Source organism: Demequina subtropica, from assembly GCF_000971235.1.
In the GTDB taxonomy this organism is placed as follows: domain Bacteria; phylum Actinomycetota; class Actinomycetes; order Actinomycetales; family Demequinaceae; genus Demequina; species Demequina subtropica.
Map to the genome: position 1 here is coordinate 65,876 of NZ_BBMB01000006.1, position 15,716 is coordinate 81,591.

The window sequence follows — 15,716 nt, forward strand, 5'->3', positions numbered from 1 at the left end:
GTCGGGGCCCACGCGCGCGTCGACGGCCGCCACCGCGACCCCGGGGGCCACGCGCCCCAAGGCGTCCGCGGCGGCCTCGACCTTCGCGCGCCCCACGTCGCCGGGCCCGAACAGCACCTGCCGATGCAGGTTGGTCACGGACACGCGGTCCGAGTCGATCAGCGTGAGGGATCCGACCCCCGCGGCCGCGAGGTACAGCGCAGCGGGGCACCCGAGGCCCCCCACGCCGACCACCGCGACCCGCGCCGACCCGAGCGCGTCCTGCCCTGCGGCCCCGAAGCCCGGCAGGGCGCGTTGCCGCACGTACGCGTCAGCTTCCACCCGCGTCACGGTACCGGTCGAGCACGATCTCCACGAGGCGAGGATGCGGCGCCAGCGGGGCGGTGACGTAGTCCGCGCCCGCCTCGGTGAGCCGCTTCTGGAAGAACCCCGGTGCGAGGAGGAACGATGCGACGGCGACCACGCCGTCCTCTCCGTACGCGCGGGCCTCGGTCACCGCATCCGCCACCGTCGGGTGGATGCCCGCCGCGTAGCCGATGCGCACCGGCCCGCCCCACCGCGCACGCAGCATCTCCGCCGCCGTCGCGGTGTCGGCCTCGCTGCGCGGGTCGGAGGAGCCGGCCGCCGCGAGCACGAGCGTCGCCGTCTCCGGCACGCCCGCCTCGTGGATCCGATCGAGCACGATGTCGATGAGCCGGGCATCGGGCCCGAGCGCGGTCGCCGAGACGACGTCCGTGCGGTCCGCGACCGCCTCCGCGATGTCGTGGTAGACGTGATAGCCGCCGGCAAGCAGCAGCGGCACCACCACGGCGGAGGTGTCCTCCTCCGTGGAGACCTCGGCCACCACGTCCTTGCAGTAGGGGCCGTGGACGTCGACGTAGGCGTCGCGCACATCGTGGTCGGGCAGCGCCGCACGCACGTCCTCGACCACGCGCAGGATGGTCGCCTGGCCGTCCGGGTCCTTGGTGCCGTGCGCGCACGCGATGAGCACGCTCATGCCGCGCTCACCGCCAGCGCATAGCCCCGCTTCACCACAGTTCTCACCAGCATGGGTGCCCCCGAGTTCTCCCTCAGCCTGTTGATCGCCGCCTCGACCGCGTGCGGACCCGCCTGCGCGCCCGGAAGCACCGCGGCGAGCTGCTCACGCGTGAGCACGTTCCCCTTGGCGTGCGCAAGCGCACGCAGGATCTCCAACCCCGTCGGCGTGAGCGGCAGCACCCGCCCGCCGAGCACGGCGGAGGTCGCGCGCATCACCAGCGGGCCGTCGGGGGTCGGCACGCCCACCGCCGACTCCGTGAAGTCCTGGACCAGCAGGCGCACGAGCGCGCCGAGCCGCCAGCGATCGGGATGGCGCACCGCGATGCCCGCCGCCTCGAGCGGGCCGGCCGTCACCGGACCGACCGCCGCGACGACCAGGTCGCCCGCCTCCGCCCGCGCCGCGAGACGCTCGAGCATCCCCCGGGACCGCGCGGTCGCGAGCCACGACTCGGCGCCCGGGGCGGACGTGAACAGCACCGCGTCGACTCCGCCCGCCGCGGCCTGGTCGATCCATTCGTCGTGCAGCGCGGGGTTGAGCGGCGCGCCCCAGCCGTAGACCAGCAGGCTCTGCACCTCGGCACCGGCCGCCGTGAAGGCCTCGTCGAGGCCGTCCGAGCCGTTGCCGTGATGCTGGACCGCGACGCGGAGCCCGTCGACGCCCTCGGCGAGCAGGTAGTCGCGCAGCTCGACGGCGGTCTCGGACTCGGCCACCCAGTCGGCCTCGAAGCCCGCCTGCTGGATCGCTCCGCGCGCCTTGGGCCCCCGGGCGATGAAGCGGGCGTCCTTGATCGCGTCGAAGAGGTCGTCCACCAGCCCCGCCGCATCCGCGGCCTCGACCCATCCGCGGAACCCGATCCCCGTGGTCGCGACCACGATGTCCGGCGGCGACGCGATGAGCGCACGGGTGTCCGCGATCAGACGCGCGTCGTCAAGATGCGGGATGGTGCTGAGCGCAGGCGCATGCCGCACGATCGCACCGCGACGCTCGAGCGCCGAGGCGAGCTCGCGCTTGCGACGATCCGCGGTGATGACCATCACACATCCCGACAGCGGCTCTCCCACCATCGACATGCGGTCCTCCCCGTCACTCGCGTCGCTGCGGCGTCGCGGCGACCTGCGAGGCCAGAAGACCCGGCCTCGCCACGTTTCCGACGACCATAACGGCGGGAGGTTTCACCCCTGTTTCACCCGCGATAAGAACGATGTCAGCCAATGTCCCGTGGGTGACGCGCTCGTCGGCGGTGGTGCCCGACTCGACGATCGCGACCGGCGTCGCGGGGTCCGCACCCCCGGCCAGACCAGCGGCGACGATGTCCGGCAGCGCCGCGACGCCCATGAGCACCACCACGGTGGTGCCGTGCGTCATCGCCGCCACCGAGGTCGCGTCCGCGCCCGCATGCCCCGACGTCACGAGCACCGCGGTCGACAGCCCGCGCTGCGTCACGGGGATGCCCGCGCGACCGGGCACGGAGAGCGCCGACGTCACCCCCGGCACCACCTCGACGGCCACGCCGGCCTCGAGGCACGCGTGCACCTCCTCGCCGCCGCGGCCCAGGACGAACGGGTCGCCGCCCTTGAGCCTCACCACGGTGCGGCCCGCCTGGGCATGCTCGACAAGGATCCGGTTGATCTCGTCCTGCGGGACGGGGTGGCGGTCGGGCGACTTGCCCACGTTGACCACCTCGACGTCGTACGGCACCGTCACCAGCAGCTCGGTGGTGCCCAGGCGGTCGGTGACCACCACGTCGGCCTCGGCGAGCGCCTGGCGGCCGCGCACCGTGATGAGGCCCGGGTCGCCCGGACCGGCGCCCACGAGGATGACCCTGCCCGCGCCGGACCGGCGGCGGCGGAGGTCCACCTCCCCCGCGTCGATCTGAGCCGCGATCGCGTCGCGCACCGCGCGGATGCGGCGCGGATCCGGCGTGTCGGTGGAGATCACGCCCACCGACAGCTCGCCGTGCGACGAGACCGCGGCCTGGCGCGCCGTGCCTCGCGCCGCGTCCGAGGCGTCGATGCAGAACACGCGCCGCGCCTCCGCCCACGCCGCGACCGCGTCGTTGACCTCGGGGCTGTCCGTCGCGGCGAGCACGAACCATGCGCCGTCGACGTCGCCCTCCTCGACCGGACGCGCCGCCCAGTCCAGGTCGCCGTGCTGCGCGAGGCGCCGTACGTCGTCGCTCGCGTCCGGCGACACGACGCGCACGTCCGCGCCCTCCGCGAGGAAGCGCTTGATCCGCCGCGAGGCGACATGCCCCGCGCCGACGACGAGGACGCGCCTGCCCTTGAGATCGAGTCCGAAGAGAGCCGTCACGCACTACCTGCCAGGTCGATGAACACGTCGCCATTGTCGAGGCTCACCCGGTGAACGACCAAGTCCGCCGCGCGCCCCTCCTTCGGCTGCTTGTCCATCGTGACCAGGCAGGTCCCGTCGAGGAGGGAGAACACCTGCTTGTAGATCGGCGACGCGATCGTGGGGACGTCGCCCTTGGAGCCCGTGATCCCCCGCGACAGCACCGAGGCGCCGGAGAACGGATCGAGGTTCTGCACGCAGTGGAGCGAGCCGTCCGCGAGCAGGAAGATCGCGACCTGCTCGCCGTCCACGAGCGCCGCCACGCCGAGCTCGGGCGTGAGGTCCGCGAGCGCGCACACGCGGGTGGGAGCGGACGTGCCCGCGGTGGACGATGCGGTGGGCAGGGTCGCGGTCATGAGCGGACCTCCAGGGTGGTCGGGGCGATGAGCACGGGCGCGCTCGCCCGCTCCTCGGGTGTGGCGGGGCGGCGCTGGCCGCGTTGCGGGACGTACGCGAGCGTCGGGTCGGGCTCCTCGGGAGCGTTGACGAACGAGGCGAACTGCCGCAGCCGCACCGGGTCGTTGAGCACCGCCTTCCACTCGTCCTCGTAGCTGTCGATGTGGCGGGCCATGTGCGCGTCGAGCTCCTCGCCCAGGCCCAGGGAGTCGTCGACCACGATCCGGCGGATCTCGTCGAGCCCGCCCTCGTGCTCCTGCTGCCACGGCGCGGTCCGCTGCAGCCTGTCCGCGGTCCGGATGTAGTACATGAGGTAGCGGTCGATCACGCGGAAGACGTCCTCGTCCGGCACGTCCTCGACGAGCAGCTGCGCATGCACCGGGGTGAAGCCGCCGTTGCCGCCCACGTACACGTTCCAGCCCTTGTCGGTCGCGATGACGCCCACGTCCTTGCCGCGGGCCTCCGCGCACTCGCGTGCGCAGCCCGAGACGCCCAGCTTGAGCTTGTGCGGGCTGCGCAGGCCGCGGTAGCGCAGCTCGAGCGCGATCGCGAGCCCCACGGAGTCCTGGACCCCGTACCGGCACCACGTCGAGCCGACGCACGACTTCACGGTGCGCAGGGACTTGCCGTACGCGTGGCCCGACTCCATGCCGGCGTCGACCAGCCGCTTCCAGATCTGCGGGAGCTGCTCGAGGCGGGCGCCGAACATGTCGATGCGCTGGCCGCCGGTGATCTTCGTGTACAGCCCGAAGTCCTGCGCGATCTGCCCGATGAGGATGAGGTGCTCGGGCAGGATCTCGCCCCCGGGCACGCGCGGCACCACCGAGTACGTGCCGTCCTTCTGCATGTTCGCCATGACGCGGTCGTTGGTGTCCTGCAGGGCCGCCCGGTCGCCCGCGAGCACGTGCTCGTTGTAGAGGCTCGCGAGGATCGACCCGACCGTGGGCTTGCAGATGTCGCAGCCGCGGCCGGCGCCGAAGCGCTCGATCACCTCGGTGAACGTGGTGACCTCCGCGACCTTGATCGCGTTGAAGAGCTGCGCGCGCGACAGCGCGAAGTGCTCGCACAGCGCGTTCGAGACCTCGATGCCGGACTTCTCGAGCTCGGTCGCCATGATCTTCTTCACGAGCGGCAGGCACGAGCCGCACGAGGTGCCGGCCTTGGTGCAGGCCTTCACCGCGCCCAGGTCGTGGCACTCGTGGTCGTTGACGGCGCCGCGGATGGAGCCCGCCGAGACGTTGTTGCACGAGCACACGCCCGCCTCGTCCGGCAGCTCGATCTCGCCCTTCTCGACCGAGCCCTCGGGGAGGATCCACGCGGCCGGGTCGCCCGGCAGCTGGGCCCCCACCATCGGTCGCAGCGAGGCGTAGGCGCTCGCGTCCCCGACCAGGACGCCGCCCAGCAGCGTCGTCGCGTCGTCGGTGAGCACCAGCTTCTTGTAGACGCCGTTGACCGGGTCGGCATAGACCATCTCGAGCGCCCCGGGCGTGGTCGCGAACGCATCGCCGAAGGACGCGACGTCGACCCCGAGCAGCTTGAGCTTGGTGGCGGTGTCGGCTCCCGGGAAGGTGCTCTCGCCGCCCAGCAGGCGGTCCACGGCGATCTCGGCCATGGTGTTGCCGGGCGCGATGAGGCCGATGCAGGCGCCCTGGATGCACGCCACCTCGCCGATCGCGCTCACCGCGGGGTCGCCGGTGAGGCACGTGTCGTCGACCACGACACCCCCGCGAGGCCCCATCTCGAGACCGGCCGCCGCGCCGAGCTCGTCCCGCGGGCGCACGCCCGTGGCGAAGACCACCACATCGACCAGCTGCTCGGCGCCGTCCGCGAACGCCATCGAGCCCACGTGACCGTCCTTGCCCGCGCGGATCTCCTTGGTGGCGGTGTTGCAGCGCACCGCGACGCCCATGCCCTCGATGAGGCGCTTGAGCGCCTCGCCGCCGCCCGCATCGACCTGGAGGTTCATGAGGCGGTCGTTGAACTGGATGACCGTGCTGTGCGCGCCGAGGCCCTGGAGCGCGCCCGCGGCCTCGAGGCCGAGCAGCCCTCCGCCGATCACCGCGCCCCGCACCGGGCGTCCGAGCGTCGCGCGGCGCTCCTCGACGTAGCCGCGCAGCGCGGCGACGTCGTCGAGCGTGCGGTAGACGAAGACCCCGGGGAGGTCGGCGCCGGGCGTGGGCGGCGTCCACGCGTAGGACCCGGTCGCGAGGACCAGGTGGTCGTAGGCGACCTCGCGGCCGCCCTCGACGGTGACGATGCGGCGGTCGCGGTCGACGCCCGTGGCGCGGGAGTCGCGGTGCAGCGTCACCAGCGGGTCGTGCCACAGCGCGGGGTCGCCCAGCTGAAGGTCCTCGGGGGCGCGGCCGGTGAAGTAGCTGGTGAGCGCGACGCGGTCGTACGGCGCGCGCGGCTCCTCGGCGATCACCTCGACGGAGTAGCGCCCTTCCGCGTCGCGCGCGCGCAGCGCCTCCGTGAACCGGTGGGCGACCATGCCGCCGCCCACGACGACGATGTGCTCGGTGGTCATCGGGCCTCCCCCGCCCCCGCGAGCGCGGGGGTCTTGTCCTCGCTCGCGGCGTGCGCCTCGAGCAGCTCCTTCACCTGCGGCTTGCAGTCGCCGCATCCGGTCGACGCGCGGGTCGCGCGCGACACGTCCTGCAGGGACCCGCATCCATCGGCGATCGCGTCGCAGATGCGTCCCTTGCTGACCCCGTTGCACTGGCAGACGGTGTCGTCGTCGTCCATCTCGGTCACGCTCTTGCGGGCCGGCCCCGCGCCGGGGACGGGCCGGACGATGAGGTGGGCCGGGTCCGCCGGCACCGGCAGCATTCGCGTGTAGAGCGCCTGCAGCTCGGTCGCGCAGGCCTTGTCGCCGACGACCGTCGCCCCGACGAGCAGGCCGTGCGAGATCACGACCTCGACGAAGCGGCCGATGGTCGGGTCCGAGAGCCGGACCGCGCGCAGCTCGCGCTCGCCGTGCTCGAACTTGCCCGACAGCCCCATCGTCACCACGTCGAGACCGCTCGCCTTGACCCGCACCACGTTGGTGGTGTCGGCGTCCTCGCCGCGCGGGCGCGCGAGGTGGACGCCGGGCACATGCGCGTCGACCCACGCGTCGACGAGCCTCGCGGCCTGGTCCCACCCCTGCGCGACCAGCCCGGTGCCGCCCTCGGGCGGCTGCGCGCAGTCACCGATCGCGAACACGTGGGCGTCCTCGGGCGACGCCAGGTCCTCCCCCACCACGATGCCGCGCTCGCACGGCAGCCCGGCGCGCCGCGCGAGGGCGGTCTCGGGGATGGTCCCCGCGCACATGACGAGCATGTCGGTGAGCACCTCGGCGCCGGTGCCGAGCACGACGCCGCTGATGCGGCCGCGGCGCTCGAGCACCCGGGTCACCGAGGTGGTGGTCACCACCGTGATGCCGAGGCGTCCGAGCGCCCCCTCCGCCACGGCGGAGGCGGCGCTGCCGAGCTGGCGCTCCATGAGCCGGTCGGCGTGGTGCACGAGCGTGACTGCGATGCCTCGCGCGGCCAGCCCCGTCGCGACCTCCAGCCCCAGCACGCCCGCGCCGAGCACCACGGCGCGGCGCGCCTTCGGCAGCGCCGCGAGGATGCCCTTCGCGTCGTCGAGGTCCTTGAGGACGCTGACGCCGGAGACCAGGCCGTCGGGGGTCGCCACGTGCTGAATCTGAGGGATCCGGGCGGCGGACCCGGTCGCGAGCACGAGCCGGTCGTAGCGGTGCAGCGAGCCGTCGGACGCGGTGACGATGCGCCGCTCGCGGTCGATCTCCGACGCCGACACGCCCTGACGCACGTCGATGCGCTCGTGCTCCGGCGCGTCGAGCGCGATCCCGTCGGCGGCGGCCTTGCCGGCTACCACGCTCGACAGGAGGACCCTGTTGTACGGGGCGTGCGGCTCGCGGCCCAGCACCGTGACGTGTGCGTCGGGCAGGCGGGTGACGGCGTCCTGCGCGAAGCGCGAGCCCACCATCCCGTGACCGATGACGACGATCCTCATCGTGCCGCTCCTTCCAGCTCCGTCGCGGGGCGCAGCTGGTGCGCCGCGCGGATCGAGACGGCCGTGACCTTGAACTCGGGCATCGACGAGGTCGGGTCGGTCGCGTCGTTGGTGAGCCGGTTCGCGCTGCCCGCGCCCGCCCAGTGGAAGGGCATGAAGACCGTGTCGACGCGGATGTCCATCGTGAGGCGCACCCGCGCCATCGCCTCGCCGCGGGACGTCGCGAGGAACGCGACCGCGCCCTCCGTCAGCCCGTGCCGCTCGGCGAGCAGCGGGTGCATCTCGACGAAGGCCTCCGGCTGGGCCTGCACCAGCTCCCTGACGCGGCGCGTCTGCGCGCCCGACTGGTAGTGCTGGAGCACGCGGCCCGTTACCAGGTAGGTGGTCGCGCCGGGACGGACCTCGTCGTCGGGACCCCGGTGCGCCACCGGGATCATCCGCGCCCGGCCGGAGGGCGTGGGGAACCTGTCGAGGAACGGGCGCGGCGTGCCCGGGTGGGGCTCGTGCCCGAGGTCCGCGGCCGGGCATGGCCAGAACAGCTCCTCGCCCGCGTCGAGCCGGGCGTAGGTGATGCCGCTGTAGTCGGCCTTGCCGCCGGCCGAGGCACGGGCCATCTCGTCGAACATCGTCTCCGCGTCGTCGCTGAAGAGGGCGTCGCACCCGAGGCGCCGGGCCAGCTCCCCCAGGATCCACAGCTCGCTGCGGGCCTCGCCCGGGGCCGCGACGGCCGCACGACGGCGGATGATGCGGCCCTCGAGGTTGGTCATGGTGCCGTCCTCCTCCGCCCACTGGGTGACGGGAAGGATCACGTCGGCGAGCATCGCCGTCTCGGACGGCACGAGGTCGCACACGACCAGCAGGTCGAGCGCCCGGAGGCGCTCCTCGACCGCGGTCGCGTTCGGCGCGCTCACCACGACGTTGCTGCCGTGCACCAGGAGCGCGCGCGGGCCGCCCGGGGTGCCGAGCGAGCTCAGCAGCTGCACGGCGGGAACGCCGGGGCCGGGGATCACCTCGGGATCGACGCCCCAGACCGACGCGACATGAGCGCGCGCGGCGGGGTCGGTGATCATCCGGTATCCGGGGAGCTGATCGGACTTCTGGCCGTGCTCGCGTCCGCCCTGCCCGTTGCCCTGGCCGGTGACGGGCCCGTAGCCGGAGCCGACGCGGCCCACCAGGCCCAGCGCGAGCGCGAGGTTGATCGCGGCGTTCACGCAGTCGGTGCCCTGCGCCATCTGCTCGACCCCGCGCCCCGTGAGGATGTAGGCGCCCCGGCCGCCGCGCGAGGGGGATGCGGCGGCCAGGAGTCGCGCGACGTCGCGAAGCGTGTCGGCGGGGATCCCGGTGACGGCCTCGGCGCGCTCGGGCCACCACTGGGCCACCGAACGGCGGGCGTCGTCGAGGCCGTCGACCCGCGCCGCGAGGTACGCGGCATCGTGAAGGCCCTCGGCGAGGACGATGTGCAGCAGCGCGAGCAGCACCACCATGTCGGAGCCGGGCACGGGCGCGAGGTGGACGCCCGCGCCGCCGGCGGCGAGCTTGGCGGTCACGGTCGCGCGGGGGTCGACCACGACCAGCCCCCCACGCGACCGCACCCCCGCGAGATGCTGGACGAACGGGGGCATCGTGGTGCCCATGTTCGATCCGAGGACGAGCACCGCATCGGCCCCGCCGAGGTCCGCGAGCGGGAAGGCGAGGCCGCGGTCCATGCCGAGCGCGCGGTTCGAGGCCGCGGCGGCCGACGACATGCAGAAGCGGCCGTTGTAGTCGATGAGCCGCGTCCCGAGCGCGAGCCGCGCGAACTTGCCGAGCGCGTACGCCTTCTCGTTGGTGAGGCCTCCCCCGCCGAACACGGCCACCGCATCGTCCCCGGACTCCGCCTGGAGCGCCGAGATCCGCGACGCGACCAGGTCGAGGGCCTCGTCCCACGAGGCCTCGCGGAAGCCGCGATCCGCGGTCCGGATCATCGGTGCGGTGATGCGGTCGGAGGCACGGAGCACCTCGGCCGAGGTCCAGCCCTTCTGGCACAGGCCTCCGCGGTTGGTGGGGAACTCCCGCCCCGCCACCGTGACGGGGAGGCGCTCCCCCGCCGTCACGGTGAGCGTCTGCGCGCACTGGAGCGCGCAGTAGGGGCAGTGGGTGGCCACGGCGGCGGCGGCGTGGGGAGCCGCCGCCACCGTGGCCGGCTGGGGGGCCGTCATGTCAGACGTTCCTCATCGTGGCGCCCTTGCGCAGGTAGAACACCCACGTGAGGGCCGCCATCACCAGGAACACCACCACGTAGATCTGGAGCGCGGGGACGATGGTGCCGCTCTGCTCCTTGGCGATCTTGTAGATGAACGGGATCGCGAAGCCGCCGAAGGCGCCCACCGCGGAGATGATGCCCACGGCACCCGCGGCCTGACGCTTGAAGTCGAGCCGGCTCTCGTCGGTGTCGGCGCCCTTGGACTTCTGGAGCCGGCCGAAGATCGACGGGATCATGCGGTAGGTCGAGCCGTTGCCGATCCCGGTGGCCGCGAAGAGGACCATGAAGCTCACGAAGAACAGCGCGAGCGAGTGGTGCTGCACGCCGATCACCGCGGTCACGCCGGCGATCGCCATCACCACGAACGCACCGACAGTGATGATCGCGCCGCCCACCCGGTCGGCGAGCTTGCCGCCGTACGGGCGGGACAGCGAGCCGATGAGCGCGCCGAGGAAGCCCCAGCTGAGCGCGATGTCGGCACGCTCGAAGACCACGGTGAGCAGCGTGGGGAACGCCGCCGAGTAGCCGATGAACGAGCCGAAGGTGCCGATGTAGAGGAACGCCATGAGCCACGTGTGGCCGTGCTGGAGCGAGGCCGCGGTGGGCTTCGGGTCGGCCTTCGCCTCGCGCAGGTTGTCCATGAAGAGGAACGCGAGGATCGCGGACGCCACAGCCAGCGGGACGTAGACGAGGCCCGCGGCCGAGAGGCCGAGCGCGCCGATGCCGATGACGAGCGGCACGAGCTTCTGCGCGACCGCGACACCGATGTTGCCGCCGGCCGCGTTGAGGCCGAGCGCCCAGCCCTTCTCCTTGTCGGGGTAGAAGAACGAGATGTTCGACATCGACGAGGCGAAGTTGCCGCCGCCGAAGCCGGCTGTCGCAGCGATGAGCACCAGCACGCCGAAGGAGGTCTCGGGGTACTGGACCACCCAGGCGAGGCCGAGCGTGGGGATCAGCAGGAGGAGCGCCGAGATGACGGTCCAGTTGCGGCCGCCGAAGATCGGCACCGCGAAGGTGTAGGGGACGCGCAGGAATGCGCCGACGCCGGAGGCGACCGCGAGGAGCGTGAAGCCCTGGCTCGCGGTGAGCGCCCAGCCGTTGGCGCCGGCCGTGACAAGCGCTCCGGACTCGTCGAAGGTGCCGTACATCCGCACGACGACGATCGACCACAGCAGCCATACGGAGAATCCGATGTGCTCGGCGACGATGGAGAACACGAGGTTGCGGAACGCGATGGACTTGCCGCGGGCCTCCCAGAACAGCGCGTTCTCGGGCTCCCACCGCTCGATCCATCGGCCCTTGCCGATGACGCCGGGCTCGATGGCCTCGACGGCGGTCTTGTCGGAGATGGTCATGGTCCCTCCCGGGGGACTGAGGTCCGACCGGGACGGTTGCCCCGCGGGGAATCGGACTCCTCAGACGCTACGGAGGGGAGGTTTCGCCTGAACGCGCGCGCGATGAAACCTGCGAGAACTCTTCCTCACGCACGCGTGGGGCACTCGGTGAGAACTCTCACCGCGACCTGCCGACCACGAGAGGAACGCGACCTACCAGGAACGACGCCCTTTGGACGGGCCTCACAGCGCCCGCCGCGGCGCGGTGAGGAACGCGTAACCGCGAAACATGGGCGTCCCGCCCACGCCTCGCGGCTCCCGTCAGGCGTGCGCCGCGACCTCGCCGTCGGCCCAGTGGGCGACCGTCGAGACGATGTGGCGGACGTCGTGCGCGGTGTGCGCGGCGGAGACGAACCACGCCTCGTACGCGCTCGGCGGGAGAGCCACGCCCTCGCGGCGAAGCGCGTGGAAGAGGCGCGCGAACGCCTCGGTGTCCTGGCGCGACACCTCCTCGAAGGTGGTCGGCGCCTCGTCGAGGCCCAGGAAGATCGAGAACAGCGTCCCGGCGCGCCCCACCGCGTGGGCGATGCCGCGCGCGGTCAGCGCCTCCGAGACGCCCTCGACCAGCGCGTCGGCCACCGAGGCGACCCGCGCGTGGACCTCGTCGGTGAGCAGCCGCATCGTCGCGAGGCCCGCCGCGACCGCGACCGGGTTCCCCGACAGCGTGCCCGCCTGGTATACCGGGCCGAGCGGCGCGAGCTGCTCCATGAGGTCGCGGCGCCCGCCCAGGGCGGCCACGGGCAGGCCGCCGCCGATGACCTTGCCGAAGGTCACCAGGTCCGGGGTCCAGGGGTCGAGGCCCTGCGCGGCGTCTTGGTCGCGCTCGACGCCCCAGTACCCGGCCGGCCCGGCGCGGAAGCCCGTGAGCACCTCGTCGAGGATCATCACGGCGCCCTCGTTGCGGCACAGGGTCGAGATGAGGCGGTTGAAGCCCGCGGGCGGCGCGATCACGCCCATGTTGGCGGGCGCGGCCTCGGTGATGACGGCGGCGATCTCGGCGCCGTGCTCGGCGAACGCCTCGGTGAGCGCCGCCTCGTCGCCGTACGGCAGCACGATGGTGTCCTGCGCGGCCCCGGGCGTGACGCCCGCGGAGTCCGGGACGCCCGCCGTCGCGAGGCCCGAGCCCGCCGCGACCAGGAGCGCGTCCGAGTGGCCGTGGTAGCAGCCCGCGAACTTGATGAACTTCTGGCGTCCGGTGGCCGCGCGCGCGAGTCGGATCGCGGTCATCGTCGCCTCGGTGCCGGTCGACACCAGGCGCACCCGCTCGGCGGGCGCGTACCGGTCGCGGATGATCTCCGCGAGCTCGACCTCCGCCTCGGTGGTCGCACCGAAGGACAGCCCCTTCGCGGCGGCGGCCTGCACGGCCGCGACCACCTCGGGCCTCGCGTGGCCCAGGATCGCGGGGCCCCACGACGCGACCAGGTCGATCATCTCGCGGCCGTCCGCGTCGACGATGCGGCTGCCGTGAGCCTCCGCGATCGGCACGGGCTCTCCCCCGACGCCGTTCCAGGCACGCACGGGCGAGTTGACGCCCCCGGGCAGGATCGCGCGGGCGCGCTCCGAGTACTGCGACACTTAGTTCTCCTTGAGCCAGGCGGCGAGCTCGAGCGCCGCGTAGGTGACGATGATGTCGGCGCCGGCGCGGCGCATCGAGGTGAGGGCCTCGAGGTGCGCGGCGCGGCGGTCCAGCCAGCCATGCGCGGCGGCCGCCTCGATCTGGGCGTACTCGCCCGACACGTGATAGGCCGCGACGGGGACGCGCGACTGCGCGGCCACCTCGGCGACCACGTCGAGGTACGGCAGGGCGGGCTTCACCATGACGATGTCGGCGCCCTCGAGCTCGTCGAGCTCGGCCTCGTGGAGGCCCTCGCGGCCGTTCGCCGGGTCGAGCTGATAGGTCCGGCGGTCGCCCTGGAGCTGGCTGTCGACGGCCTCGCGGAACGGCCCGTAGAAGGCCGAGGCGTACTTCGCCGCGTAGGCGAGCAGCGAGACGTCGGCGAAGCCCTCCGCCTCGAGCGCGTCGCGCACCACGGCGACCTGGTGGTCCATCATGCCGCTGAGGCCCAGCACGTGGGCGCCGGCGCGGGCCTGCGCGAGGCCCATCTCCACGTAGATCGCGAGCGTCGCGTCGTTGTCCACGCGACCGGCGCCATCGAGGACGCCGCAGTGACCGTGGTCGGTGAACTCGTCCAGGCACAGGTCCGCCATGATGACCAGGCGGTCGCCCGCCGCGTCCGCGGCCGCGCGGATGGCCCGGTTGAGGATGCCCTCCGGGTCGACCGCACCGCTGCCCTCCGCGTCGCGCACGGACGGGATCGCGAACAGCATGAGCCCGCCGATCCCGGCCTCGATCGCGGCGTCGACGAGCGCCGGCACGGCGGACAGGGGGTGCTGGGACACCCCGGGCAGCGAGCCGATGGGACGCGCCTCGGTGAGGTCCTCGTGCACGAAGACGGGCCAGACCAGCTCCGAGGCGTGCGGCCGCACCTCGCGGACCAGGCGGCGCATCGCCGGCGTGGTGCGCAGGCGTCGGGGGCGGTACGAGGTCATGCGGCGTCTCCCTCAGGCGTCGGACGGGTCGGCGGTGGCGAGCGCCGCGTCGAGCGCGGCCCTGATGCCAGCGTAGGTGGGCGTCTCGGCCACGGCATCCACCGTGAGCCCGGCCGCGCGCGCACCCGCCTGCGTGGTGCGGCCGATCGCGATGATCCGCGTCCCGGGCGCGACGCGCGGGCAGGCCGCCGCGAAGCGCTCCGCGACGGAGCCTGAGGTGAGCAGCACGGCGTCGATCCCGCCCGCGGCCACGGCGGCGACCGTCGCCTGGTCCGGGCCCGGGCCGTCGACGGTCCGGTAGGCCTCGACCGTCGTCACGGTCCATCCCTTGCGCTCGAGACCGCGCTGGAGCACGGGAGACGCAAGGTTGCCCAGGGGCGCCAGCACCCTGCCGGGTCCCTCCGGCATCTCGGCCACGATGCCGCGCGCATCGTGGCGCTCCGACGGCACCAGGTCGATGGCGAGACCGACAGACGCGCACACGCCCCGCGTCGCCTCACCCACGGTCGCGATGCGCGCGCCGGGCTGAGGCTCGCCGAGCGAGCGGCCGCGCGAGCGCGCGATGCGGTCCATCGCGAGCACAGCGTTGCGGCTCGTCACCGCCATCCAGTCGTAGTCGCCCGCGAGCCACGCGAGCGTGGCCTCCTCGAGCGCCTCCGCGTCCTTGGGCCCGTCGATCGCGATGAACGCGACCGCGGTCACGATCGCGCCCTCGGCGGCGAGATCGTCGGCGAAGGCCGTGCGCTCGGCGGTCACGGGGACCAGGAGCCGCCGTCCCGCGAGGCTCATGCGCGGCCCATGAGGCGCTCGGCGCCGCGGCCCAGGAGCGAGAAGCCGCTCGACCGGCCGATCGACGCGGCCTCGGCCACCACACCCGTGTTGCGCTCGTTGAGCGCGAGCGCGCCGTCCGTGGAGATGACGCGTGTGTGGAGCGTCAACCGACCGCGCACGACGGTCGCGTGCGCCGCGACGGGCGCGGCGCAGCCAGCGTCCAGCACGCGCAGCGCCTCGCGCTCCGCGGTCACGCACGCGCGGGTCTCGGCATGGTCGAGCGTCGCGAGCAGCGTGCGCAGCTCGTCGGGGGCGTCCTCGCGGATCTCGATCGCGAGGGCGCCCTGACCCGGTGCCGGGACCATGTCCCCGACCGCGAGCGGCGCCGTCGCATCGTCCGCGCGGCCCAGGCGGTTGAGGCCCGCGGCCGCGAGGAGGACCCCGTCGAGGTCCTCGCCGATGTGGCCGAGCCGCGTGTCGACGTTCCCCCGCAGCGGGCGGATGTCGAGGTCGGGTCGCATCGCGAGCAGCTGCGAGCCCCGGCGGGGCGAGCCCGTCCCGATCGCCGCGCCCGCGGGCAGCTCGTCGAGCGTGCGCCCGTCGGTGCACAGCACGTCCCTGGGGTCCTCGCGCTCGGGGATCGCGACCACCTCGAGGCCCGGGTACGGCTGCGTCGGGACATCCTTGAGCGAGTGCACGATGAAGTCGCACTCCCCCGCGAGCAGCGCCTCGCGCAGCGCGGTGACGAACACGCCGGTCTGGGACAGCCCGACGAGCGAGCCGCGGTCGACGTCCCCCTTGGTGGTCACCTTCACCAGCTCGACGGTCGCCTCGGAGCCGCGCGCCGCCGCGGCGGCGACGACCGCATCGGCGAACTGCCCCGACTGTGCCGTCGCGAGCGCGGATCCACGGGTGCCCAGACGGAGATTCATGCGTACCAGGGTAACGAGTCGGTGAC

Annotated in this window: 13 protein-coding genes; all 13 read right to left on the reverse strand. The window is 73.4% G+C overall.

The genetic code is table 11. The annotated features are described in order from the left end of the window. Positions 1-321 (reverse strand): HesA/MoeB/ThiF family protein (locus AOM06_RS06310; protein ID WP_369401399.1); only part of this gene is annotated, 321 nt, incomplete at its 3' end. Continuing rightward, positions 311-997, reverse strand: coding sequence for a sirohydrochlorin chelatase (locus tag AOM06_RS06315; RefSeq protein ID WP_082105362.1), 687 nt, complete (start codon positions 995-997; stop codon positions 311-313). The genes AOM06_RS06310 and AOM06_RS06315, both read right to left, overlap by 11 nt. Continuing rightward, positions 994-2,109, reverse strand: coding sequence for a uroporphyrinogen-III synthase (locus AOM06_RS06320; RefSeq protein ID WP_369401400.1), 1,116 nt, complete (start codon positions 2,107-2,109; stop codon positions 994-996). Before AOM06_RS06320 ends, AOM06_RS06315 begins: the two co-directional genes overlap by 4 nt. 13 nt (positions 2,110-2,122) lie before the next feature. Then, the gene (gene cobA / locus AOM06_RS06325) at positions 2,123-3,349 is read right to left on the reverse strand and encodes a uroporphyrinogen-III C-methyltransferase (protein ID WP_062303908.1); all 1,227 of its coding nucleotides are present in this window, start codon (positions 3,347-3,349) and stop codon (positions 2,123-2,125) included. Further along, a complete protein-coding gene (locus tag AOM06_RS06330; RefSeq protein WP_062303909.1) occupies positions 3,346-3,744 on the reverse strand; it encodes a nitrite reductase (NAD(P)H) small subunit in 399 nt (132 codons plus the stop codon). The genes cobA and AOM06_RS06330 overlap by 4 nt, the downstream gene beginning before the upstream one ends. Beyond that, positions 3,741-6,311 (reverse strand): nitrite reductase large subunit NirB, encoded by a 2,571-nt coding sequence (gene nirB, locus AOM06_RS06335; protein ID WP_062303910.1) that lies wholly within the window; start codon positions 6,309-6,311, stop codon positions 3,741-3,743. Before nirB ends, AOM06_RS06330 begins: the two co-directional genes overlap by 4 nt. Then, positions 6,308-7,801, reverse strand: a complete 1,494-nt coding sequence (locus AOM06_RS06340; RefSeq protein ID WP_062303911.1) for an FAD-dependent oxidoreductase — start codon at positions 7,799-7,801, stop codon at positions 6,308-6,310. The genes nirB and AOM06_RS06340 overlap by 4 nt, the downstream gene beginning before the upstream one ends. Then, positions 7,798-9,999: a molybdopterin oxidoreductase family protein gene (locus AOM06_RS06345; protein ID WP_062303912.1), complete on the reverse strand. Its 2,202-nt coding sequence runs from the start codon at positions 9,997-9,999 to the stop codon at positions 7,798-7,800. Before AOM06_RS06345 ends, AOM06_RS06340 begins: the two co-directional genes overlap by 4 nt. Position 10,000: 1 nt before the next feature. Next, positions 10,001-11,398: an MFS transporter gene (locus AOM06_RS06350; RefSeq protein WP_062303913.1), complete on the reverse strand. Its 1,398-nt coding sequence runs from the start codon at positions 11,396-11,398 to the stop codon at positions 10,001-10,003. A 300-nt stretch (positions 11,399-11,698) separates the two neighbouring features. Beyond that, complete coding sequence (hemL, locus tag AOM06_RS06355; RefSeq protein WP_062303914.1) at positions 11,699-13,012, reverse strand: glutamate-1-semialdehyde 2,1-aminomutase; 1,314 nt, start codon at positions 13,010-13,012, stop codon at positions 11,699-11,701. Next, entirely contained in the window at positions 13,013-13,987 is a 975-nt protein-coding gene (gene hemB / locus AOM06_RS06360; RefSeq protein WP_062303915.1) for a porphobilinogen synthase, read from the reverse strand. It abuts the gene before it with no gap. 12 nt (positions 13,988-13,999) lie between these two features. After that, positions 14,000-14,776 (reverse strand): uroporphyrinogen-III synthase, encoded by a 777-nt coding sequence (locus AOM06_RS06365; RefSeq protein ID WP_062303916.1) that lies wholly within the window; start codon positions 14,774-14,776, stop codon positions 14,000-14,002. After that, complete coding sequence (gene hemC, locus AOM06_RS06370) at positions 14,773-15,690, reverse strand: hydroxymethylbilane synthase (protein ID WP_062303917.1); 918 nt, start codon at positions 15,688-15,690, stop codon at positions 14,773-14,775. The genes AOM06_RS06365 and hemC overlap by 4 nt, the downstream gene beginning before the upstream one ends. Between the last annotated feature and the right edge of the window lie 26 nt (positions 15,691-15,716).